Origin of the sequence: Burkholderia sp. 9775_39, from assembly GCF_015712225.1 — a bacterium.
In the GTDB taxonomy this organism is placed as follows: Bacteria; Pseudomonadota; Gammaproteobacteria; order Burkholderiales; family Burkholderiaceae; genus Burkholderia; species Burkholderia cenocepacia.
In genome coordinates this window covers 14,292-38,104 of record NZ_JACCQC010000026.1, presented here as the reverse complement: position 1 = coordinate 38,104, position 23,813 = coordinate 14,292, and the positions used below count along the sequence as shown (strand labels likewise).

Annotated in this window: 19 protein-coding genes; 13 read left to right on the top strand and 6 right to left on the bottom strand. The window is 67.9% G+C overall.

Going from position 1 to position 23,813, the window contains the following annotated elements:
* Positions 1 to 48 precede the first annotated feature (48 nt).
* Positions 49 to 1,011: a LysR substrate-binding domain-containing protein gene (locus tag H0X90_RS28050; RefSeq protein WP_102898646.1), complete on the bottom strand. Its 963-nt coding sequence runs from the start codon at positions 1,009 to 1,011 to the stop codon at positions 49 to 51.
* Between the two features lie 155 nt (positions 1,012 to 1,166).
* On the opposite strand from H0X90_RS28050, the gene H0X90_RS28045 reads away from it, so the two are divergent.
* From H0X90_RS28045 to H0X90_RS28035, 3 genes are read left to right on the top strand one after another with little or no spacing between them, the layout of a single operon-like run.
* Positions 1,167 to 2,342: a M20 aminoacylase family protein gene (locus tag H0X90_RS28045; protein WP_077189270.1), complete on the top strand. Its 1,176-nt coding sequence runs from the start codon at positions 1,167 to 1,169 to the stop codon at positions 2,340 to 2,342.
* Positions 2,343 to 2,394: 52 nt separating this feature from the next.
* Positions 2,395 to 3,189, top strand: coding sequence for an ABC transporter substrate-binding protein (locus H0X90_RS28040; protein WP_077189269.1), 795 nt, complete (start codon positions 2,395 to 2,397; stop codon positions 3,187 to 3,189).
* 56 nt (positions 3,190 to 3,245) lie between these two features.
* Entirely contained in the window at positions 3,246 to 4,430 is a 1,185-nt protein-coding gene (locus H0X90_RS28035) for a porin (RefSeq protein WP_077189268.1), read from the top strand.
* A gap of 125 nt (positions 4,431 to 4,555) precedes the next feature.
* Here the strand turns inward: H0X90_RS28035 and H0X90_RS28030 are convergent, their stop codons facing one another.
* Positions 4,556 to 5,155: an FMN-dependent NADH-azoreductase gene (locus H0X90_RS28030; RefSeq protein WP_077189267.1), complete on the bottom strand. Its 600-nt coding sequence runs from the start codon at positions 5,153 to 5,155 to the stop codon at positions 4,556 to 4,558.
* A 112-nt stretch (positions 5,156 to 5,267) separates the two neighbouring features.
* On the opposite strand from H0X90_RS28030, the gene H0X90_RS28025 reads away from it, so the two are divergent.
* Positions 5,268 to 6,185, top strand: a complete 918-nt coding sequence (locus H0X90_RS28025) for a LysR substrate-binding domain-containing protein (protein ID WP_077189266.1) — start codon at positions 5,268 to 5,270, stop codon at positions 6,183 to 6,185.
* 39 nt (positions 6,186 to 6,224) lie between these two features.
* On the opposite strand, the gene H0X90_RS28020 is transcribed toward H0X90_RS28025, so the two are convergent.
* Both H0X90_RS28020 and H0X90_RS28015 read right to left on the bottom strand, forming a co-directional pair.
* The gene (locus H0X90_RS28020; RefSeq protein WP_102898645.1) at positions 6,225 to 7,034 is read right to left on the bottom strand and encodes a TlpA disulfide reductase family protein; all 810 of its coding nucleotides are present in this window, start codon (positions 7,032 to 7,034) and stop codon (positions 6,225 to 6,227) included.
* Positions 7,035 to 7,583: 549 nt separating this feature from the next.
* Positions 7,584 to 8,588 carry a hypothetical protein gene (locus tag H0X90_RS28015; RefSeq protein WP_077189265.1) on the bottom strand — a complete coding sequence of 335 codons (1,005 nt, stop codon included), beginning with the start codon at positions 8,586 to 8,588 and terminating at the stop codon, positions 7,584 to 7,586.
* A gap of 189 nt (positions 8,589 to 8,777) precedes the next feature.
* Here H0X90_RS28015 and H0X90_RS28010 point away from each other — a divergent pair, with 189 nt between their 5' ends.
* Positions 8,778 to 9,503 (top strand): class I SAM-dependent methyltransferase, encoded by a 726-nt coding sequence (locus H0X90_RS28010; protein ID WP_077189264.1) that lies wholly within the window; start codon positions 8,778 to 8,780, stop codon positions 9,501 to 9,503.
* Between the two features lie 148 nt (positions 9,504 to 9,651).
* A complete protein-coding gene (locus H0X90_RS28005; protein WP_227739718.1) occupies positions 9,652 to 11,448 on the top strand; it encodes an ABC transporter ATP-binding protein in 1,797 nt (598 codons plus the stop codon).
* A gap of 18 nt (positions 11,449 to 11,466) precedes the next feature.
* On the opposite strand, the gene H0X90_RS28000 is transcribed toward H0X90_RS28005, so the two are convergent.
* Positions 11,467 to 12,504, bottom strand: coding sequence for an aldo/keto reductase (locus tag H0X90_RS28000; RefSeq protein WP_077189262.1), 1,038 nt, complete (start codon positions 12,502 to 12,504; stop codon positions 11,467 to 11,469).
* A 127-nt stretch (positions 12,505 to 12,631) separates the two neighbouring features.
* Here H0X90_RS28000 and H0X90_RS27995 point away from each other — a divergent pair, with 127 nt between their 5' ends.
* From H0X90_RS27995 to H0X90_RS27985, 3 genes are all read left to right on the top strand, one after another.
* Complete coding sequence (locus tag H0X90_RS27995) at positions 12,632 to 13,513, top strand: LysR family transcriptional regulator (protein WP_006494625.1); 882 nt, start codon at positions 12,632 to 12,634, stop codon at positions 13,511 to 13,513.
* A gap of 176 nt (positions 13,514 to 13,689) precedes the next feature.
* On the top strand, positions 13,690 to 13,989 hold the full coding sequence (locus tag H0X90_RS27990; protein ID WP_006494624.1) for a helix-turn-helix transcriptional regulator: 300 nt from the start codon (positions 13,690 to 13,692) through the stop codon (positions 13,987 to 13,989).
* Between the two features lie 20 nt (positions 13,990 to 14,009).
* Positions 14,010 to 15,362 (top strand): pyridoxal-dependent decarboxylase, encoded by a 1,353-nt coding sequence (locus tag H0X90_RS27985; RefSeq protein WP_077189261.1) that lies wholly within the window; start codon positions 14,010 to 14,012, stop codon positions 15,360 to 15,362.
* Positions 15,363 to 15,365: 3 nt separating this feature from the next.
* Here H0X90_RS27985 and H0X90_RS27980 read toward each other — a convergent pair whose 3' ends face one another.
* A complete protein-coding gene (locus H0X90_RS27980) occupies positions 15,366 to 16,283 on the bottom strand; it encodes a LysR family transcriptional regulator (RefSeq protein ID WP_006494622.1) in 918 nt (305 codons plus the stop codon).
* A gap of 144 nt (positions 16,284 to 16,427) precedes the next feature.
* On the opposite strand from H0X90_RS27980, the gene H0X90_RS27975 reads away from it, so the two are divergent.
* From H0X90_RS27975 to H0X90_RS27960, 4 genes are all read left to right on the top strand, one after another.
* Positions 16,428 to 17,651, top strand: coding sequence for a Zn-dependent hydrolase (locus tag H0X90_RS27975; protein WP_077189260.1), 1,224 nt, complete (start codon positions 16,428 to 16,430; stop codon positions 17,649 to 17,651).
* Between the two features lie 119 nt (positions 17,652 to 17,770).
* Complete coding sequence (locus tag H0X90_RS27970) at positions 17,771 to 18,238, top strand: cupin domain-containing protein (protein WP_006488377.1); 468 nt, start codon at positions 17,771 to 17,773, stop codon at positions 18,236 to 18,238.
* A 326-nt stretch (positions 18,239 to 18,564) separates the two neighbouring features.
* Complete coding sequence (locus H0X90_RS27965; protein ID WP_077189259.1) at positions 18,565 to 21,021, top strand: GH92 family glycosyl hydrolase; 2,457 nt, start codon at positions 18,565 to 18,567, stop codon at positions 21,019 to 21,021.
* Positions 21,022 to 21,086: 65 nt separating this feature from the next.
* A complete protein-coding gene (locus H0X90_RS27960; RefSeq protein ID WP_077189258.1) occupies positions 21,087 to 23,744 on the top strand; it encodes a GH92 family glycosyl hydrolase in 2,658 nt (885 codons plus the stop codon).
* Positions 23,745 to 23,813 lie beyond the last annotated feature (69 nt).

Genomic DNA, 23,813 nt, shown 5'->3' with positions numbered 1-23,813 from the left:
GACGAGTCTGATTCGAGCCCGACGCGCCGCCATGTGCCGGGCGCGTGGTCAGATCAGCAGCGTGAGCGTGCGGAACAGCGCGAGATCCTCCTTGCGCGCCGAGCGCGCATGCTGGCGGATCACGTGCAACAGGCAGTCGATGAAGCACCGCGCCGCATCGCCGAGCGTGCTGCTGCGGCGCGTGACGATGCCGAGCTCGCTCGGCTCGAAGGTCTCCTTCAGCGGCAGCACGCGCATCCGCTCGCCGAACGGCGGTACCGCGGCGAGGATCGTCGGGCACCACGTGCACATGCCGGCCTGCTCGAGCATCGTCTGCAACATCGCGACCGATTGCGCGCGCACGATGCGCCGCTCGTCGATCCGCGCGCAGTGCCGCGTGAACAGGTAGTCGATGAGCGCGGCCTGGCCGTCGGCCGACGAATTCAGCACCCAGTCGCAATCGAGCAGGTCGTGCACCGACGTCGCGCGTTCGCGCGGATGCCCGGCGCGCACCATCACCGACGTGTCGTAGCGCAGCAGCGGCTCGAACGCGAACTCCTGCGCGCCGCTGCCGGGCTGCACGTGGCCGAGCGCGAAATCCATGCTGCCGTCGCGCAGCAGCGGTTGCGCGACGGCCATCAGCGCTTCGTAGAGTTCGAGGCGCACGTCGGGCATCCGCTCGCGAAACTGCAGCACGGTTTCCGCGAGGAACGTCATCGTCAGCCACGGCGTGACGCCGACGCTCAGCCGCCCCTCGACGCGGCCGCGCATCCGTTCGAGATCGCTCCGCGCATGCTCGAGCTGCTTGAGGACGAGCTTCGCGTGCGTGAGCAAGGTCTTCCCGTAGTCGGTGAAGCCGATGCCTTCCGGGGCGCGCACTAGCAACGGCAGGCGTTCGCTGGCTTCCAGCTCGCGCAGCGCGCGCGTGACGGCCGCCTGCGACAGCCCGAGCGTGCGCGCCGCGCCGCGGATGCTCCCGGCTTCGGCGCTCGCGACGAGCGCCTGCAACTGATGCAGCTTGATCGTGCTCATGGGGCGGGACCGTGTGATGGGATGAATACCGACAACGAAAGGTTGTCATCATAACGAAACTGCGACTGTTCGCCGGCTTTTTCGCTGCCTACGATTTCGCCCACGATCTGCCATTCCGGCAGTCGCCACGCGGTATCTGTCGAGGAGTAACGGGGTTGGATCGAGCACGCATAGCGCCCGAAATGGCGACCATCGAGGCGGAAATGATCGCGCTGCGCCGCCGGCTGCACGCGCATCCGGAGCTGGGTTTCGAGGAACACGCGACGAGCGCGCTCGTCGCCGACTGCCTGACAACATGGGGTTATCAGGTGACGCGCGGTCTAGGCGGCACCGGCGTGGTCGGCACGCTCGTGCGCGGCGCGGGGAAGCGGCTCGGGCTGCGCGCCGACATGGACGCACTGCCGATCCGCGAGGCGACCGGGCTGCCGCATGCGAGCCGGCGCGACGGCGTGATGCACGCGTGCGGCCACGACGGCCATACGGCGATGCTGCTCGCGGCGGCCCGCTGCCTGGCCGAGCGCGGGCGCTTCACCGGCACGCTGAACCTGATTTTCCAGCCGGCCGAGGAAGGGCTCGGCGGCGCGAAGCGGATGCTCGACGACGGGCTGTTCACGCGGTTCCCGTGCGACGCCGTATTCGCGATGCACAACGTGCCGGGCCTGCCGGCCGGCGTGCTCGGCTTCTGCGGCGGGCCCGCGATGGCGTCGGCCGACGAGGTGCGCGTGCGCGTGACCGGGCGTGGCGGCCACGGCGCGGCGCCGCACACGACGATCGATCCGGTGGTCGTCTGCGCGTCGATCGTGATGGCGCTGCAGACGGTCGTGTCGCGCAACGTGAATCCGCAGGAACTGGCGATCGTGTCGACCGGATCGATCCACGCGGGCACCGCGTCGAACGTGATTCCGCCCCATGCGGATCTCGAACTCAGCGTGCGCGCGCTGTCGCCGGACGTGCGTGCGCTGCTCGAACGGCGCATCCGCGCGATCGTGCACGGCCACGCCGACAGCTATGGCGCGACGGCCGAGATCGACTATCGCTACGGCTATCCGGTGCTCGTCAACCATGCGGCGGAAACGGCGTTCGCGCGGGACGTCGCCCGCGAATGGGGCGGCGACGACGCGCTGATCCCGCATCTGCGGCCGATCGCGGCGAGCGAGGATTTCGCGTTCATGCTCGACGCGTGCCCGGGCAGCTATCTGTCGATCGGCAACGGAGACGGCGGCGGCGCGGCCGGCTGCGGACTGCATCACCCCGGCTACGACTTCAACGACGCGTGCCTCGCGACGGGCGCGAGCTACTGGATCGCGCTCGCGGAGCGCTACCTCGCGTGAGCCGGACACGCGGAATCGATTCACCTTCAACGACGACAAAAGGAGACGGGCAATGAAACAGTGGATGGCGGCGCTCGCGGTGGCGCTGACGGCAACGACGCTCGCGGCGAGCGCGCAGGGGGAAGACTGGACGGGCAAGGAGATCCGCCTCGCGGTCGATCCCACCTATCCGCCGCTCGAATACAAGCAGCCCGACGGCACGCTGACCGGCTTCGGGATCGACATCACGAATGCGTTGTGCGCGGAGCTGCATGCGCGCTGCGTGTGGGTCGAGTCGAGTTTCGACGGGATGATTCCAGGGCTGCTCGCGCGCAAGTTCGACGTCATCGCATCGTCGATGACGATCACGCCGAAGCGGATGCAGCAGATCGCGTTCACGAACCGGATCTCGAATGCGCCGGCGCGGCTGATCGCGCGCAAGGGTTCGCCGCTGCTGCCGACGGCCGCGTCGCTGAAGGGCAAGCGCGTCGGCGTCGAGCAGGGTTCCGCCCAGGCCGACTACGCGATCGCGAACTGGCAGCCGGCCGGCGTGCAGATCGAGTCGTATCAGAACCAGGACCAGGTGTACGCCGACCTCGTGACGGGGCGGCTCGACGCGGCGTTCCAGGCATCGATCGCGGCCAGCGACGGCTTCCTGAAGAAGCCGCAGGGCAAGGACTTCATGTTCGCCGGCACACCGATCGACGATGCGAAATACTTCGGGCAGGGCGACGGCCTCGGTCTGCGCAAGCAGGATGCCGGCCTGCGCGATGCGTTCAACCGCGCACTGGCGACGATTCTCGAGAACGGCACGTATCGGCGGATCAACCGCAAGTACTTCGACTTCGACATCTACGGCGCGAAGTAAGGCGCACTGCGCCGTGTGGTACGGCACAACGATCGACATATAAATAAGGAAAACGAATGAACTGGAGATGGTTTTTCGTCGCGATGCCGGCACTTTGCGTCGCGCCGGTCTTTGCGCAAAGCAGCGTCACGCTGTACGGGCTGGTCGATGCGGGCATCGACTATACGAACGACGTCGGCGGCCACGGCGCGTGGCAGATGGCGAGCGGCTTCGCGCAGGGCAGCCGCTGGGGGCTGAAGGGCACCGAGGATCTCGGCGGCGGCTACCGCGCGCTGTTCCAGATCGAGAACGGCTTCAACGTGAACAGCGGCACGCTCGCGCAGGGTGGCCGTCTGTTCGGGCGGCAGGCTTACGTCGGCGTGGGCAGCACGCGCTTCGGCACGCTCACGCTCGGCCGGCAATACGATTCGGTCGTCGATTACCTTGCGCCGACGACCGCGAACGGTAGCTGGGGCGTCTACCCGTTCTCGCACCCGCTCGACAACGACAATACCGGCAACACGTTCCGCGTGAACAACACGGTCAAGTACGCGAGCCCGGATTTCGCTGGCTTCTCGTTCGGCGGCACGTACAGCTTCAGCAACGACACCGGGTTCGCGAACAACCGTCAGTGGAGCGTCGGCGCGCAGTATGAGCACGGCGGCCTGCTGGTCGGCGCTGCATTCCTGAACGCGGACAACCCGGGCGCGACGGCCGGCGGTGCGATCGCGGGTGCGGGGACGGTCGGCGCGGACGCGAACTTCGCGTCGGCGCGATTGCGGATTTTCGGCGCGGGCATCAACTACACCGCAGGGCCCGCGACGGTCGGGTTCGCGTATACGAACAGCCACGTCACGCGGCCGACCGCGAACGTCGGCTACCTGTTCGGCGACGAGACGATCGAGCCGGTGACGGGGCCGCTTGCCGGCGGCACGGTCGCGGCGATCAAGTACCAGAACTTCGAAGTGAACGGCAAGTATCAGTTCACGCCGGCGTGCTTCGTCGGTGCGCAGTACGTGTATACGACCGTGCGTTACGACACGACCGCGGGCAGCGCGAAGCCGAAGATCCATTCGATCGGGCTGATGGCCGACTACGCGTTGTCCAGGCGCACCGACGTCTATCTGATGGGCGCGTACCAGCGGATTGCCGGCGATGCGACCGGCTCGTCACTCGATTACGCGTACATCCCGGGGGCGGCCGATCTGTCGTCGACGCCGAAGCAACTGATGGTGCATGCGGGGATTCGGCACAAGTTCTGATCGCGTGAAGCACGGAGACCGGCGGCCGGCATCGCGCAGCGCGCGCACGGTCGCCGGCTCGTTGTTTGACCGGCGCAGGCGTCCGGCTGGCAGGCTCACGCAGCCCGCCAGCCGGCCCGCTCCGGTCATGTGAGCAGCGCGTCCATCTGCTGGCGCGCGTTTTCCAGTCCCGCGTTGAAACCGTGCGGCTTCATGTCCAGCCCTTCGGCATAGACGAATTCCACATCGGCGATACCCATCAGGCCGAGCACGGCGCGCAGGTACGGCGTGACCGCATCCGTTGCCTGCCCGACGTGGACGCCGCCGCGCGTGCTGAACACGATCGCGCGGACGCCTTCGACGAGCCCCATCGGATAGGTGTCCGTGTAACGGAACGTCACGCGGGCCCGCGCGACGAGGTCGAACCAGTTCTTCAACTGGGTCGGCACGTTGTGGTTGTACATCGGCGCACCGATCAACAGCAGGTCGCTGCCCTTGAGTTCGGCGATCAACGCGTCGGACAACGCGATCGCCTGCCGCGCGCGTTCGCTCGGGTGTTCCGCGCCGCGCAGCGCATGGAACAGCTCGCTGTCGAGCACCGGCAGCGCGTCGGCGACGAGATCGCGCACGATCACGTCGTCGGCATGGCCGTTGGCGTTGCGCTGCGCGAGGAACGTATCGATCAGCGTGCCGGTATGCGACTGGCTGCCGTTGATGCTGGATTTGAGGACGAGAATCCGGGCCATGGTGCGTACTCCGTTTGCGAATGTCGAGGACTGGAATCGATCCTATCATTCACTTTTTATCGCCAAAAGCGATAAGATCGACGCATTGTGTAGCGTATTTGTCCCTAATCGGATGCGAAACAACCTGAAAGGCATCGACGTGTTCGTCGCCGCGGTGGAAGCGAGCAGCTTCGCGCAGGCCGCCGAGAAGCTGCACATCACGCGCTCGGCCGTCGGCAAAAGCATCGCGCGCCTCGAGGAACGGCTCGGCGTCGTGCTGTTTCACCGCACGACGCGCAGCCAGAGCCTGACCGACGAGGGTTCGCTGTTTTACGAGCATTGCCTGCGCGCGATGGACGAGATCCAGGCCGGCGAGGCACTGCTCGAAACCGGCAAGTGGCAGATGAAAGGGCGGCTGCGCGTGTCGATGCCGACGCTGTTCGGCCATCTGTGCGTCGCGCCGATCCTGATCGACGTCGCGAAGGCGCACCCGGACCTCGATCTGGAGCTGTCCTTCAGCGACCGGTCCGTCGATCTGGTCGAGGAGCGCTTCGATCTCGCGGTGCGCATCGGCACGTTGCCGAACAGCAGCGGACTGGTCGCGCGAGCGCTGGGCGAGCACCGGATGGCGTTCTGCGCGTCGCCGGCCTACCTGAGCCGATACGGCGAACCGCAAACCTGGCGGGAACTGGAGCAGCACAAGGCGCTGGCTTATACGCGCTTTGGCCAGGTGCATCGCTGGCCCGTTCTCGTCGACGGCGAGCGCGTGGAATTGCAGCCCGCCGTCCGGCTGCTGTCCGACGACCTGCGCGCGTTGATGGATGCCGCCCTTGCCGATCTCGGCGTCGCGTGGCTGCCGTACTGGCTGGTGCGCGACGCATTGCGCGGCGGCGCGTTGCGGGAGCTGCTGCCGGCGCAGCCGGGCGTCGTCTACCCGATCCACGCGGTGTGGCCGGCGACGCCGCACCTGCCGCTGAAAGTGCGCGCCGCCGTCGATGCGCTGCGGGAACACTTGCCCGCCCGGCTGGCCGCGGTCGAAGCGCGGATGTGACGAAGCGGCGCGGCGCCGCTGCCGGTCCGTCGCCGGGCGTTACTGCCCGAAGCGCTGCGTGACGGTGTCCTTCAGCCGCGCGGCGGTCAGCTCGCCCATGTGCGATTCGACGAGTTCGCCTTTCGCGTTGAAGAACAACGTGGTCGGCAGCCCGCGCGAGCCATACGCGTGCATCGCGTGCAGCGAAGGATCGAGCAGCACGTGATCGAAGCGCAGGCTCTGCTGTTCGAGGAACGCGCGCACGGCTTGCGCGTTTTCCCCCTGGTTGAGCATCAGCACCGTGATGCCCGGATGGTCGCGCTGAGCCTGTTCGAGGATCGGCATCTCGCGGCGGCACGGCGCGCACCACGTCGCCCACAGGTTCACGACGACCGGCTTGCCGACGAAGCCCGCCGGCAACACGGGCGTTGAATCGAGTGCCTGGAGCGGCATCGCGGCAAGCGGCGGCGCGCCGCGCTGCAGCGTCGCCAGCGTGCCTTGCGCGATGCCCCACGCACCGAGGCCGGCGACGATGCCGGCCAGCACCGGCCGACGCAGCGCCGGCAGGCGACGCAAGCGCCAGCCGGCGAACACCAGCCCGGCCGCGATACCGATGCGCGCGTCGAAGCCGCCATCGCCGAGCGCGACGATCGCGCGCGGCGACGCCGCATAGTCCGGCCACCATTGCGCGACATAACCGACGCGCGCGGCGATCAACCCGAGCAGCAGCACGTCGAGGATCAGGCTCGACGCGGTCTTGTGATGCCCGTCGGGCGGACGGCGCTGGATGACGCGCGCGACGAGCCACGCCAGCAGCGCGGCGACGGCGACCGCGACGACGCGGATCGAGAAGGGACCGATGCTCAGCATGAAATAGGAAGAATGGACGTAATCGAGCGGGGCAGGTGAGCGGATGGTCCGCCGCGGCATTCAGGCCGTCGACGGTCGTGCGGCGTTTCGACCGGTTGCCGCGTATGGGGGTTCCCGCCGAGAACGTAACGGCGTGTTGCGGATCGTGACAGGTCCGCGCGTAGCTCAGGACTGCGTGATGTTCACGCCGATATGCAGCGAATCGGACCGGTCTGATGGTCAGCGGCATGTCGTTCATCAACAATACGCAGGCCGGTCTGGTGTGGTGTCCGCCGGTATCCCGCATAGGGATCTCTCCTTGACGGCCGCTCCGCTCGCGAGCGGCCGCTTTTTCAGCGTCATGCATGCGCGCGTGAATGCGTTGTGGCGGTCGGTGGGCGCGGCCGCACGGTGCATATCGGCTGATTCAACGGAACAGGAACGCTGCCGGATGCGAGCACAGGGCATTCACTCACGCGTGACATGAACGAGGACGCAGATGGCCGCCGTCGCGCCCTGCGTTCCCCGTTCGTCCGCCGTTCGTTTCGTTCGCACGCGCGAGGCCCTGCGTTACGGGGCTTTGCCTGAACCTGCGCCGCCAAGCCGATACGCGGTAAAGAACTCGTACCACGGCGACCCTTGCGCGACCGGTACGCCAAGCGCCGCCGTCCGCTGTTTCAGCGCACCGAATACATCGTCGATGAGCGCATTCAGCGTCCTGTCGCGAAATGGAACCGGTTGCGTCCGCCCCGCCGCGAACGCGCCATAGGCGATCGCCAGCAGGCGGGTGCGGTCGTCGGTGCCCGCGATCGTCGCGTTGATCGTTTCGACGAAGCGCGGCCGGTCTTCGTCGCGCGCTGCGGACAGGCACAGGAACACGATCGCCGACAGTTCATGCCGGTCCGTCACCCGCAGCAGCGCGGGCAGCCGTGCAACGATCCGTTCCACCGGTTCGTCGCGCAGCGCATCGCCGAAGTCGAGCACGGCGGTCATCGGGTTCGTGTCGGCTTTCAGGCGGTCGAGCGCCGGTTGCGGGGCCGACGACGTGCCGTCCTGCACCGCGGCGGGCGCGGACCGCAACGCATCGGCCACCTGCTGCGTCCACGCCGGAAAGATCATCCGCACGTTGCCGAACTGCTCGCCGCCTTCCGCGGACGGATTCCACCGATAGACGATCGTGCCGCCGCGAATGAACGGCGAATACAGATGCTCGGGCGTTTGCGGCAGCGGCCGCCGGTTGATCGGCAGCCACGCGAGCGTGAGCCAGTCGTAGCGGCCCGCCGCGGGCACTGCCGGGCTCGAACTCGCGACGACCTGCCACGTGCCGCGATTCGCATAGCGTCGGCGCGCGTCGGGTACCGGGACGGTCTGGCCTTTCGCGGTGTCGAAATACGTATTGCCCGTGACGCGTGCGCCGCTGTCCGCGGCCGGCGTGATGGTCGAGATGACCCACGACGCGCCGTCCGCCGAGCGGTAGTCGGACGGCTTCAGCGTCGCCACGTCGTGCACCATGCGCGTTTCCGCCGCGACGGGGCTGGGCGGGGCGTCGGCGGGCGCGGCGAAGATACTCGGCATCGGCTTTCCTCGGAATCGGTGCGCATCGTCGAGCGGGGCGACGCGGCGGCATGGCTGGTTTCCTCGTAACTGTAGAACGTCGTGACCGGAAACGGAAACTGGCCAAACGGCTAATCGGTGCACACGGGTCGCCGCTTCGGCTTACCATGCGCATCCTGAGCCAACGACGCATACCGGGCGGGAGTACGCATGACCGACACGAAAGCCATTACCGCACACTGGACGCGGGTCGCCGACCAATGGATCGACTGGGCCGGCAAGCCGGGCCACGATGCGTTCTGGAAATATCGCGCGGGGCTCGCGGCCTACATCGGGCGCGGCACCGGCGTCGCGCTGGAGATCGGCTGCGGCGAAGGCCGCGTGAGCCGCGAACTGAAGGCGCTCGGCTACGACGTGACCGCGAGCGACGCGGTGCCCGCGATGCTCGACGCCGCGCGCCACGCGGATTCCGCGCATCGCTATCGACTGGCGGACGCGGCGGCGCTGCCGTTCGACGCGGCCAGCTTCGATCTCGTGATGGCGTACAACGTGCTGATGGACCTCGACGACATGCAGGGCGCCTTACGCGAGGCGCGCCGCGTGCTGAAGCCGGACGGCACGCTGTTCATCTCGCTCGTGCATCCGTTCCGCGATCGCGGCGGCTTTGCCGGGCCGCAGCCCGATGCGCCGTTCGTGCTGACGGGCAGCTATTTCGGGCGCGAGCATTTCGACGGCGTGGAAACGCGCGACGGGCTGTCGATGCACTTCGCGGGCTGGTCGCTGCCGCTGCAGGCGTACATGGAGGCGCTGGAGGCGGCCAGGTTCGCGATCGTGTCGCTGCGCGAGCCGCCGCCCGATCATGCCGACACGGATCAGCTGAAGCAGTGGGCGCGCGTGCCGCTGTTTCTGTGGATCAAGGCGCGGCCGCTGGGGTGAGCGCGGCCGGGGCGCGAGCCGGTGGACTGAATCGGCGGACGTCGGTTTTCTTCGCCGTGAGTTGCGGCTTGGCGCCGTAGCCCTTGCGCAGCGACCCGGCACGCACTGTGTCCGTCAGGCTATAAAAGACGATTGAAGGGAGCGTGGAGTGTCCTCGGGGCGGCCGGTTGGCGGCCATCGCTGCCGTCACGCGCCCCGGACGCCTCAACGCGCAGCCTTTCACTCTGCTAGACTTTTCGGCCGTCAGTCGCCGTCCGGGCCGCACCCCGCTTCTCGCGCCATGAACGAACACCACGCGCCGAATCCGATCACCGAGGTGCTGCGCGCCTACTGGAAGGCCGATCGCCGGATGCTGCTGACGGTCGCAGCTGTCGTCGTTCTATCGAGCGTCACCGCCGTCGCCGCGCCCTATCTGTTCTCGCGCCTGATCGACGCGCTGTCGCATCGCGGCGCGCCGCACGCGCTCATGGCGGGCTTCGTGGTCTACGCGGTGCTGCTGGGCCTGTCCAGCGCGCTGCAACGCGTCGTGCAGTACCTTGCCTTCATGAGTGCCGGGAATCTCGGATTCATCACCAGCACGCGCTTTTTCGAACGCATCCTGAAGAAGACCACGGCGTTCTTCGTCGAGCACAATCCGGCGGAAATCCAGAGCGCGAACACGCGCGGGAGCCGGGCGCTGTCGGTGCTGGTGCAGTTGGCGCTGATGGACTTGATCCCCGGCGCGCTGCAGATCGTCTTCACGCTCGTCACGCTGGGCGCACTGATCAACCTCGAAGTGGCGGCCATCACCGCTGCGTATGGCGCGATCGCGGTGACGATCGCGATCGTGTCCGCGCGGCGCTCGCGGGTGTACCTCGATCGCGCGATCGAGGCCGGGCAGGAGAATGCGCGGTTCGTCGGCGGCGCGATCAACGCGATGGAAACGCTCCGGCATTTCGGCAGCCATCGCTGGATGAGCGAGCGTTTCGCGGAGAAGGCGCGCGCCGAACGCGACAACTGGCGCGCGTACGTGATGCAGCATGTCGGCTTTCTCGCGCTGCTGGGGCTCGGCCTCGCGATCCAGTTCTCCGTCACGTTCTGGCTGCTGTTGCCGCGTCATGCGGCCGGCGCGCTGTCGATCGGCGACATCGTGCTGTTCAATACGCTGCTGCTGCAACTGAACCTGCCGTTCGACATGCTCGCGCGCTCGATCGACGAGAGTGCGCGTTCCCGCGCGGCGCTCGTGCCGTTCGCGGCGCTGTGGACGGCGCCCGAGGAGCGGCAGGTGTCGCACGCGTCGGCGTTCGCGCCGCGCGACGGGCGCATCGTGTTCGAGCGCGTCGGCTATGCGTACGGCAACGGACGCGGCGTGCGCGACGTCGATTTCGTGGCCGAGCGCGGCGGCATCACGTTCGTCGTCGGCGAAACCGGCGCCGGGAAGTCGACCGTCTTCAAGCTGGCGCTGAAATCGATCGAGCCGACCGACGGCCGCATTCTGGTCGACGGCGTCGATCTCGCGACGATCGATCGCGCCGACTGGTACGGCGCGGTGGCGGTCGTGCCGCAGGACGTCGTGCTGCTGAACGACAGCCTGGAGGACAACGTCCTGCTCGGCCGCCCGCGCGATGCGCAGCGCCTGCGCGACGCGGCCGCGAAGGCCGCGATCCTGCCGTTCATCGACGGCTTGCCGGACGGGTTCCGCACGACGGTCGGCGAGCGCGGACTGAAACTGTCCGGCGGCGAGCGCCAGCGCATCGCGATCGCCCGCGCGCTGTACGGTAATCCGACCGTGCTGTTTCTCGACGAGGCGAGTTCCGCGCTCGACGAAGCCACCGAGCGCGACATCATGGCGCACGTGCGGCTGCTGGCCCGTGACGTCACGGTGATCGCGATCACGCACCGGCGCTCGGTCATCGGGCCGACCGACAAGGTCGTGCGGCTCGGCGCGGCACGCGTGCCGGCCTGACCGTGATGCCTGTGCGGCTTACCCGCGCATCGGCGGATTGAGCCGCGCGAACGCCGCCTGCCGACGATACGGGAAGTACGGATACGGCGCTTCGACCGCGCTCGCCGCGTCCAGCTTCGCGACCTGCGCATCGGTCAGCGTCCAGCCGACCGCGCCGAGGTTCTGCCGCAACTGTTCCTCGTTGCGCGCGCCGACGATCACCGACGACACGGTCGGCCGCTGCAGCAGCCAGTTCAATGCGATCTGCGGCACCGTCTTGCCGGTTTCCTCCGCGATCGCATCGAGCGCATCGACCACGTCGTACAGGCGCGCGTCGTCGACCGGCGGCCCGTAGCTGGCCGTTTCATGCAGCCGGCTGCCTTCGGGCAGCGGCGCATTGCGCCGGATCTTGCCGGTGAGCCGGCCCCAGCCGAGCGGGCTCCACACCAGCGCGCCGAGGCCCTGGTCCGCGCCGAGCGGCATCAGGTCCCATTCGTAGTCGCGGCCGACGAGCGAGTAGTACACCTGGTTCGCCACGTAGCGCGACCAGCCATGCCGGTCGGCCGCCGCGAGCGACTTCATGATCTGCCAGCCGGCGAAATTCGACACGCCGATGTAGCGCAGCTTGCCCGCGCGCACGAGATCGTTGAGCGTCGACATCACTTCCTCGACCGGCGTGCCGGCGTCGAACGCATGGAGTTGCAGCAGGTCGATGTAGTCGGTGTCGAGCCGGCGCAGCGCGTCGTCGACGGCGCGCACCAGCCGTGCGCGCGACGTGCCGGCGTCGTTCGGGCCGTCGCCGGTCGGCAGGCCCGTCTTGGTCGAGATCAGCACCTGGTCGCGGCGCCCCTTGAGCGCGGCGCCGAGCACCCGCTCGGACGCGCCGTCGGAATACACGTCGGCCGTGTCGAACAGGTTGACGCCGGCGTCGAGGCAGATGTCGATCAGGCGGCGCGCTTCGTCGACGCCGGTATTGCCCCATGCACTGAACAGCGGGCCGGTGCCGCCGAAGGTGCCGGCGCCGAAGCTCAGTACGGGGACCTGGAGGCCGGAGCGGCCGAGCGTGCGGTATTCCATCTGCGTTTCCTTTCGTCGTATGGGCGCGGCGCGGCCGCGGATCGATCGTCAGGCGATCAATGTACCGTTTGCGCCTTTCCCGGATAATCCAGAAGATGGCGAAAATATCCTTCGGAAGGAGCGAACAATGCTGCTCGACAACCTCGCGCTGTTCCTGCGCATCGTGGAGAAGGGCGGGCTGGCCGCCGCGGGGCGCGAGGTCGGTCTGTCGCCGGCCACGGTGTCCGAGCGGCTGACGGCGCTCGAGCGTCACTACGGCGCGGCGCTGCTCACGCGCACGACGCGCGCGATCAGCCTGACCGACGAGGGCCGCACGCTGGTGGACGGCGCGCGACGCCTGCTGGCCGAGGCCGACGAACTCGAAAGCCGCGTGCGGCTGGGCGTGCAGACGCTGTCGGGGCCGGTGCGGCTCAGTGCGCCGGCCGATCTCGGGCGCGAGCGCGTCGTGCCCGTCGTCGACGCATTCCTGGCCGACCATCCGGGCGTGACGGTCGACCTGCATCTCGGCGACGGGTATGTCGACCTCGTCGGGCAGGGGCTCGATTTCGCGATCCGCCGCGGCACGCTGGCCGACAGTTCGTTGCGCAGCCGTTCGCTCGGCCGTGCGCGGCGCGTGGTGTGCGCGTCGCCCGCGTATCTCGCCGCACACGGCACGCCAATGCACCCGGACGAACTCGCCGCGCACGACTGCATCGTGATGCGCTTCGGCCAGGAGCTGTATGCCGAATGGCCGTTCGGCATCGACGGCGTATTGAAGCGCGTGGTGGTGCGCGGCCGGCGCGTCGCCAACGACGGGGCGCTCGTGCGCGCGTGGTGCATCGCGGGGCACGGCATCGCGCTGAAGTCGCTGGTCGACGTCGAGCGCGATCTGGCGTCGGGCGCGCTCGTCGAGATCCTTCGAGACTTCTCGCCGGGCGAAGTCGATCTGCAGATCGTCTATCCGGGGCGTGCGGCGCAGCCGCGGCGTGTGCGGGCGTTGATCGACAGGCTGGCACAGGCGCTGGCCTGAAGCACGTTGCCTGACGCGCTTCGAGCGGTTGAAGCGGCGATCTCGCTGCGATCACATCGAATGTGCGACAGTGCATGCCGGCGAACGTCGTCATGCGTCGAAATCCCGCTTCGACTGCATTGCCCACATTTCGTCATTTAGCTAATATTCAAAACGTTAAACGAATCCGCACCCTTATGGACGACGTCACCCGCCTCAGCGCGCTCGCCAACGAAAGCCGTCTGGCCGTGATGCGCTGGCTCAGGCAACCGCGCAAGCATTTCCCGCCGCAGCCGCATGGCGACGTCGACGCGCTCGGCGTGTGCTGCACGTACATCACCGAGAAGCTCGGCATCGCGCCGGCCACGACCACGCGCCACATGCGCATCCTCGCGGATGCCGGGCTCGTGCAGGCGACCCGCGTCGGCAAGTTCACGTACTACAAGCGGATCGACGGCGCGCTGCAGCGGCTCGGCCGCGATCTCTCGCAACTCTGACCCTGACCGAGGCAACCGACATGGACGAACTTTCCCTGCTGGCCGACGCCGACCGGCGCGCGCACGCGTATCTGGCTGCGACGAACGAGCGGCGCGCGTTTCCCGACGCGGCCGCACTCGCCGGCCTCGCCGCATTCGACGAGCCGCTGCCCGATGCAGGCCGCCCGGCCGACCACGTGCTGCGCCTGCTCGACGAGCACGGCACGCCCGCGACGGTCGCATCGAACGGCCCGAACTACTTCGGCTTCGTGATCGGCGCGACGCTGCCGGCCGCGGCGGCGGCCGAGCGGCTGATGCTCGCGTGGGACCAGTGCGCGTCGTCGTATGCGAATTCGCCGGCGGCCGCGACGCTCGAGCGCCAGGCCGCGCGCTGGGTCGTCGATGCGCTCGGGTTGCCCGAAGGCAGCGCGGTCGGCTTCGGCACAAGCGCGACGGCCTGCACGCTCGTCGCGCTGGTGGCCGCGCGGCGCGCGCTGCTGGCGCGCAAGGGCTGGGATATCGACGAGGACGGGCTGATCGGCGCGCCGGAAGTGAAAGTCGTGATCTCCGCGCTCGCGCACATCACGGTGAAGAAGGCGCTGCGCGTGCTCGGCTTCGGGATGAAGCGCATCGTCGTCGCGCCGGTCGATACGCATGGCAGGATCGACCCGGCGCAGTTGCCGCCGCTCGACGACATGACCATTTTCTGCGTGCAAGCGGGCGAAGTGAACACCGGCGAATTCGATCCGTTCGCGGCGTTGATTCCGCCCGCGAAGGCGGCCGGCGCGTGGGTGCACGTCGACGGCGCGTTCGGCCTGTGGGCGCGCGCGTCGTCGAAGCGCGCGCTGACGGACGGCATCGACGGCGCGGACAGCTGGACGACCGACGGTCACAAATGGCTCAACACGCCGTACGACGGCGCGATGGTGATCTGTCGCGACGCGGCCGCGCTCGCCACCGCGATGAACAGCGACGCCGTCTACCTGAACGGCGCGCACGATGCGCAGAAGAACCTGAACCTCGAATTCTCGCGACGCGCGCGCGGCATTCCCGTGTGGGCCGCGCTGCGTTCGCTCGGCCGCGCCGGCGTCGCGACGATGGTCGAGCGGCATTGCGCGCAGGCGGCGCGGGTCGCTGACGGCCTGCGTGCGGCCGGCTACGACGTGCTGAACCGCGTCGTGCTGAACCAGGTGCTCGTGCGCGCCGGCACCGACGAGGAAACGACGGCGATCCTCGAAGCCGCGCAGGCGTCGGGCGACGTGTGGTTCGGCGCGACCGTGTGGCAGGGGCGGCCGGCGTTCCGGATCAGCGTGTCGTCGTGGCGCACCGAGGACGCGCACATCGATCGTCTCGTCGCGTTGCTGACGAAGCTGCGCGGTGTGCACGTGGGGTGAGCGTCACGCGTCGTCCGCGGCCGACACGGTTGCGGACGCACCCTTCAGGCACTCGATGAAGTGCAGCGCGGCCGGCGTCAGCAACGCATGCCGCCGCATCACGATCGCGACCGTCAGCGCCGGCATCGGCTCGGCGAGATTCAACGCGACGATCCCGCGCGACTGGCGTTCGACGTCGGCGAGCGGCCGCGCGAACACGCCGAGCGCCTCCGTCTGCGACACGAGCCCGAGCGTCGCGGCAAACGACGGGCAGTGCACCACGCGTTTCGGCACGTCGAGGCCGAACGGCATGAAGATCGAGCGGATCAGGTCGTCGCCGCCTTCGCCGTAGCGCGGCACGCACCAGTGCGCATCGACGAGCTCGCGCAACGAGCGGGCCCGCGCGAGCCGATGCCGGCTTCGCGCGACGACCGCGAACGCCGTGCGGAACAATGGAATGCTCGCGAATTCGTCCGGGTCCGGCAGCGCGTTCGACAGCTGATGCGTGACGATGAAGTCGAGCGAGCCGTCGCGCAGCCGCGCGAGGTCCGTCGCGGTCAGTGCATCGTCGACGTTCAGCGTCGCGCCGGGCAGGTCGCGCGTGAAGGCCGCGAACGCGCGCGGCAGGATCGTCAACGCGACGGTCGGGCTGACCGCGATCGATACCGAGCCGGTCGTGCCCAGCCGCAACTGCTCGATCTCGTCGCGCGTGCGCTGGATCTCCTCGACGATCAGCCGCGCGCGAATCGCGAATGCGCTGCCGTAATCGGTCAGCGCGATCCCCTTGACGCTGCGCACGACGAGCGGCACGCCCAGCTCGTGTTCGAGCTCGCGCACGATGCCGCTGACGGCCGGCTGCGTGACGCCGAGCGCACGCGCCGCACCGCGAATGGTGCGATGCTCGGCGACCGCGAGAAACGCATCGAGTTGCTTGAGCTTCATGGGCGAGCGATCCAGTGAGAAAGAAAGCACGGGGTTCCGGATGGAACGCCGGGTGACAAGTAAAAATTATCGTCCACAACGAAATCTTGGATTTTTCTTATTGGATCGAGTGTATATGCTCGGTGCTTTTCAGGAGCGGCGACGATGATGCGCGTGAACCAGCAGAGACTGTGGGATTCGCTGATGGAGATGGCGACGATCGGCGCGACCGCGCACGGCGGCAGTTGCCGGCTCGCGCTGAGTGACGACGATGCGCAAGGCCGGCGCCGCTTCATCGCATGGTGCGAGGCCGCGGGCTGCGAGATCCGCATCGATCCGATCGGCAACGTGTTCGCGCGCCGGCCCGGCACGCAGCCCGGCTTGCCGGCCGTGATGTGCGGCAGCCATCTCGACACCCAGCCGCTCGGCGGCCGCTTCGACGGCGTCTATGGCGTGCTCGCGGGCCTCGAGGCGATCCGCACGCTGAACGAGCACGGCATCGCGACGCGGCACCCGATCGACGTCGTCGCGTGGACCAATGAGGAGGGCTCGCGCTTCACGCCGGGCATGATGGGCTCGGCCGTCTATGCAGGCGCGCTCGATCTCGACTACGCACTGGCGCGCCCGTGCATGCAGACGGGCGTGCTGCTGCGCGACGAACTCGAACGCACCGGTTTCGCCGGCCCTGCGCACGAGCGACAGATGCCGAAAGCGTATTTCGAAGCGCATATCGAGCAGGGGCCGGTGCTGGAGCAGGCCGGCTTGCCGATCGGCGTCGTGACGGGGGTGCAGGGCATCTACGAGCTCGACGTCACGGTGACCGGCTTCGAGTCGCATGCGGGCACGACGCCGATGAGCGTGCGCCGCGACGCGATGGGCGTGGCGGCCGCGATGATCGCCGCGATCGTCGCGCACGGCCATGCGTTCGATGCCGACGCGCGCGTGACCGTCGGCCATGTCGCGTGCCAGCCGAATTCACCGAGCACGATACCGGGCAAGGTGCGCTTCAGCGTCGACGTGCGCCACCCGTCGCGGCCGGCGTTGCAGCAACTCGTCGCCGATATCGAGGCGATCTGCATGGAGCGCACCGCGCTGCGTGGCACGCGCGTGCAGGTCCAGACGATCGCCGAATACGCGCCGGTGGTGTTCGATGCGGACTGCGTCGCGCGCGTGCGGCAGGCGACGGCCGCCGCCGGCTATCCATACCTGGAGATGTGCAGCGGCGCGGGGCACGACGCGGTGAACCTGTCATACGTCGCGCCGTCCGCGATGGTGTTCGTGCCGTGCAAGGCCGGGCTCAGCCACAACGAAGCGGAAGATGCCGATCCGGTGCACCTCGCGCAAGGCGCGTCGGTGCTGGCGAACCTGCTGGCCGATTGCGCGCGTTGACTGCGTCGCCGGGTGCGCTTCGGCGCGCCCTTGCCAGCGTGAAAATGTCGGACAATGGCCGCTGCGCGCGCCGCGCCGGCGCTGCGTTCAACCGAAGCATTCACGCTTGCGAGATCCCCATGTCGACTCCCTTTCCCCGGGAACTGCTGAAGGCCGCCGATATCGCGAAGATGGAACCGACGCGCGCGGTGCATTCGCTCAATCCCAATGCCGTTCGTCTCAAGCGCCCGCTCAGCGACCTGACCGGGCTGACGCAATTCGGCGTTCACCTGCTCACGCTGATGCCTGGTCACGAATCGGCCGAATATCACCGCCACCTGTACGAAGAGGAATTCGTGTACGTGCTGTCCGGCACCGGCGCGGTGACGATCGGCGAGCACGCCAGCGAAATCGGGCCCGGCGATTTCATCGGCTTTCCGCGCGGCGGTGACGCGCATACGGTGCAGAACACCGGCGATGCGCCGCTGGAGCTGCTCGTCGGCGGCCAGCGGCTCGAGCACGACGTGTGCGAATACCCGCGCATCGGCAAGCGGCTTTATATCGCGGGCGAGCTCGAGGAGTATGTCGAGCTGCCGAAACAGCCGTAATGGCGAATCGCATTCACGCTGCCGGATTCCGTATAAAAATCGAATCAATCGCCTTTTGTTTAGATAAACAAAATAAAAATTCGTAAAAACACGGGGTAGAGAAAACGCGTTTATTTGGGCACGCTGGTGCCCATTGTCCGTTTCTGGGCGCCGGTATTTCGATAGGTCGGCGCAGCTTTTTTCGGATACCAGAATGCGGAAATAAATACGCGCCCGGCATTTTCGACCGATTGCGCGGGGGCGCGACAAGTCACGAAAAGATTCCTGATCGAAAGCTCAGTAGTTCGAACCAACGGCTTGATTCAAGAACGAAACGGAGACAGGCGATGTCGAGGAACTGGGGGTTGGGAACGGCGCTGCTCGCGCTGTGCGTGGCCGTGGCTTCTTGCGGCGGCGACGGCGATTCGCCGTCGGCCGTGGCGGCGAACATGTCGACGTCCGCGCAGTCGCAGGGCAACGACAACAGCAACGGCAACGCCAACGAAAGCGGCAACGGCAACGAAGCGGCAAGGAAAAATGCCGACATCCGCGTCGTCCAGTACGTCAACCCGCTGATCGGCACCGACTACGCGACCGACCAGCCGGCCGACCCGGTCGGCTCGGGTCTCGGCGGCGGCACGTTCCCCGGGCCGACGGTGCCGTTCGGGATGATGCAGTGGAGCCCGATGACGCCCACCGCGCAATACGACGGGCGCAAGGGCGACGGCTCCGGTTTCTCCGGCGGCTACTGGTACGGCGACACGTCGATCAACGCATTCAGCATCCTGCATCTGAGCGGTACCGGCTGCTGGGCGAACGGCGGCTACCTGAACGTGATGCCGCAGCTCGCGCCCGGCGACGCCGGCACGCCGGCCACGTTCGATCACGCGAACGAAACCGCGCAGGCCGGCTATTACGGCGTCACGCTCGGCAACGGCATCAAGGCCGAGCTGACGACGACGTTGCGCACCGGCTTCGCGCGCTTCACGTACCCGGCGCTCGCGCAGGGCCAGCAGGCGACGATCGCGATCGATCCGACCGTGCTGAACAACCGCGCGCAAGGCACGACGAGCGACACGGTCAGCCAGGTCGGCGACCGCGCGCTGTCGGGCACGATCGCGGGCGGCGGATTCTGCTGGGCCGGACATGCGGTGCCCGTCTACTACTACGCGGAATTCAGCCAGCCGTTCGCGGCGAAGCCGGCGCTGTCGAACAACCGCCCCGTCACGCTGACCTTCAACGTCGACAGCAAGCATCCGGACGTGATGATGAAGCTCGGCATCTCGTTCGTCAGCGAAGCGAACGCGAAGGCGAACCTGCGTGCGGAGAATCCGGCAACGGATGCGCAAGGAGAACGGAACTGGCGTTTCGACAAGGTGCGCCGCGCGGCGAGCGCCGCATGGAACGCGCGCCTGAACGCGATCCAGGTCGCGGGCGGCAGCGATGCCGACAAGACCAAGTTCTATACCGCGCTGTATCACGCGTCGCTGCATCCGAACGTGTTCAACGACGTGAACGGCCAGTATCCGGATTTCTACGCGTCGAACGGCGCATCGACCGCGCCGACGCGTCGGGTCGAAAGCGGCCGCACGATGTACGCGAATTTCTCCGGCTGGGACATCGACCGTTCGTTCATCCAGTTGCAGGCGCTGCTCGATCCGGTGCGCACGAGCGACATCGTGCAGTCGCTCGTGCTCGATGCGAAGGCCTGCGGCGCGTTCCCGCGCTGGGCGTACTTCAATACGGAGACGGCCGTGATGCCCGGCGATGCGGGCTCGATCATCACGGCGAACGCGTATGCGTTCGGCGCGACGCACTTCGATACGCAGGCCGCGCTGTCGATCATGAAGGCCAGCACCGCGCCGGGCGCCGCGTGCGCGGGCACGCCGGTGATGGGCAGCCGCGCGGACTACGACCGGCTCGGCTACGTGCCCGCATCGGGCAGCGGCGACAACCAGACCGCGTCGAACACGCTCGAATACGCGCTGCGAGATTTCGCGGTGTCGCGCTTCGCGACGGCGCTTGGCGACACGGCGACGGCCGGCGCGCTGCTGAAGTCGAGCGGCAACTGGCAACACCTGTTCGATCGCGGCGCGATCCGGCCGAAGACGTCGGCCGGCGCGTGGGTCACCGACGGGTCGGGCTTCATGGAAGGCAATGCCGAGCAATACACGTGGTACGTGCCGCACGATCTCGCCGGCGTGATCGCGCAGGCGGGCGGCGCCGCGCCGGTCGTCAAGCGGCTCGACACGTTCTTCACGCACCTGAACATCGGCACCGAGCAACCGTATTTCTACGTCGGCAACGAAGTGACGATGGCCGTGCCGTGGGTCTACGCGTGGGCCGGCGCGCCGTCGCATACGCAGCGCGTGCTGCACACGTCGCTCGCCAACGCGTTTGGCCCCGGCGCGGCGGGGCTGCCCGGCAACGACGATCTCGGCGCACTGTCCGGCTGGTACGTGTGGGCCGCGCTCGGTCTCTACCCGGTCGTGCCGGGCGTGAGCGGCGTTGCGCTGTCGAGCCCGCAGTTCGAGGCGATCACGGTGCGCGTCGGGCAGCAGGACGGCAGCTACCGGCTGCTGCACATCGCCGCGCCGGGCGCGGGTTCGGGCGACAGCGCGTCGTTCTACGTGAAGTCGCTGAAGCTGAACGGCACGTCGTGGCCCGCCGCGTGGCTGCCGCTCGAGCACATCGCGAAGGGCGGGAAGCTGACGTATGCGATGACGGCGGATGCGAGCGCCGCGACGTGGGGCGCCGATGCATCCGCGATGCCGTCGTTCCCGCGGGCGGCGGGCGCGCAATAGGGCGGGAGGATCGAAGAGCGGGTCTTGCCGACAGGATCGACGCAGAGAGAGGGAGGGACGAACGGATGAAGCTACGTCACGTGGTGGGTATCGGATGCCTTGCCGTGTTGTCGGGGTGCGGGGGCGATCAGGGGGCGACGGATGCAAGCGTGCTCGCGCAGATGTCGAACGCACCGGGCAACCAGAACGACCAGGGCGATCAGAACGATCAGGGGGTAAACGGCGCGCACAAGCGATCGGTGCTGCGCAGCGTCGATCCGATGATCGGCACGGCCAACCTCGACATCAACGCGGACTGGAGCAGCGGCGTGCGCGGCCACGGCCACGTGTATCCGGGCGCGACCGTGCCGTTCGGCATGGTGCAGCTCGGGCCGGACACGACCGGCGGCGCGCATACGCTGCCGTGGAACTGGGATCGCACGTCCGGCTACCAGTACGACGATCCGTTCATTACCGGCTTCACGCATACGCACCTGTCGGGGACCGGCATCGGCTCGGGCGGCGAAGTGCGGTTCCTGCCGACGCTCGCGCCGGTCGATACCGCGACGCTGGCCAAGGTCGCCGCCGATGCATCGATCACCTACGACGCGTCGTTCAGCCACGACGACGAAACCGCGAGCCCCGGCTACTACCGCGTGAAGCTGGCGCCGGTCGGCAGCGGCAACACGCCGTGGAACGTGCAGGGCGCGAAGATTCTCGCGGAAATGACGGCGACCACGCACGCGGGCGTGCATCGCTACACGTACTTCCCGAGCGCGGCGACGCAGAAACGCAGCATGATCGTGAGCATCGACAACCCGATCGGCGGCTCGACCGCGAGCGGCAAGATCCAGGTCGTCGACGCGTGGACGATCGCCGGCTGGCAGTTCACCAACAACTGGGCGAACAACAAGCCGACGTATTTCGTCGCGCGGTTCTCGAAGCCGTTCGATACGCAGCACGCCGCGTTCAGCGCGGACGGCTTCAAGGCGTACCTGACGTTCGCCGACGGCGGCGACGGCGGCGCGGTCACGGTGAAGGTCGGCATCTCGCCGTCGAGCATCGCGGATGCGCAGGCCAATCTCGCGTCGGAAGTCGGCGCGAAGTCGTTCGACCAGGTGCGCGGCGCGGCGGAGCGCGTGTGGAGCGCCGCGCTCGACCGGGTCCGGATCAAGGGCGGCAGCGCCGACCAGCGGACGATGTTCTACACGTCGCTGTACCGCACGATGCTCGCGCCGACGGTCTACAACAACGCGGACGGCAGCTACGTCGGCATGGATTCGTCGAACGACGGCACGACGTCGCCGCCGACCACCAGCAAGCATGCGAACCCGGGCTTCGACTATTCGTCGACGTTCTCGCTGTGGGACACGTTCCGCGCCGAGGCGCCGCTGATGACGCTGGTGCAGCCCGAGCGCGTCGACGGCTGGGTCAAGTCGCTGCTGACGCAGTTCGCGCAGAACGGCAAGGGCGAGCTGCCGGTGTGGCCGCTGGCGCAAACGGAAACCTTCACGATGGCGGGCCACCCGTCGATTCCGATGATCGCGGATGCGTACCTGAAGCACCTGACGAGCGCGGGCATCGACGACATCTGGACCGCGTTGACGACCACGCAGCGCGCGAGCGCGCACGGCTTCGACCAGTATCGCCAGCGCGGCTACGTCTATGCGGGCGACAACGCGTCGGTGTCGACCACGCAGGACTATGCGTTCGACGACTGGGCGACGGCCGCGGTCGGCAAGGCGGCCGGCAAGAGCACGGCCGATTACCAGCCTTATCTGACGCGCAGCCAGAACTACCGGAACGTGTTCAACCCGGCGCCGAACAACGGCTGGAAGTTCTCGCAGCCGAAGGATGCGCAGGGCAACTGGGTCGCGGGCTTCGATCCGACGGCCGCCGAGAAGACCGACTTCTCCGAATCGAATTCGTGGGTCGACACGTGGAACATCTTCCACGACTTCCCGGGGTTGATCACGCTGCTCGGCGGCACAAGCCAGTTCATCGCGCAGCTCGACCGCACGTTCGATCCGGCCAACCCGCTGACCTTCCAGTACAACCAGGGCTTCCCGGACCTGACCGGCCGCAGCGGCCAGTACTTTGCGGGCAACGAACCGGCGAACCACCTGCCGTACCTGTACGACGTCGCCGGCATGCCGTCGAAGACGCAGGACCGCGTGCGCACGGTGATGGACGACATGTACTCGCTGACGCTCACGGCCGGCGATCGTGCATTGCTGAGCGGCGACAGCCTGAAGGCCGCGCTGAACGATCCGCGGCGCGTGCGCGATGCGGCGATTCCCGGCAACGACGACTGCGGCCAGTTGTCCGCGTGGTACGTGCTGTCCGCGCTCGGCATCTATTCGCTGAATCCGGTGGGCGGCGTGTTCTATTTCGGCACGCCGCTGTTCGAGGAGGCGTCGATCGACATCCCGATGGCATCAGGCAGCGGCGCCGGCGGCGCGTTGAAGTTCGGCGGTGCGCGACGCTTCACGATCACCGCGCGTACCGCGTCGGGCGCCGCACCGTCGTCGGTCAATCGCTACGTGCAGTCGGTCAGCCTGAACGGCGCGCCGCTGCATCGGCCGTACATCACCTATGACGAGATCAAGGCCGGCGGCAGGCTCGATTTCGTGATGGGCTCGACGCCGAACGATGCGTGGGTCGGCCAGTGGAACGGCCAGGACCCGAACAGCGCGCTGGCACCGTCGCTGCTGGCGGCCGGCGGCACGACCCGCGCGCAGTAGCAGCGCGCGCGGCAGGCACGAAGGGGCCGGATCGATTGCGCCTCGATCCTGTGCCTCGTCGCGCTTATG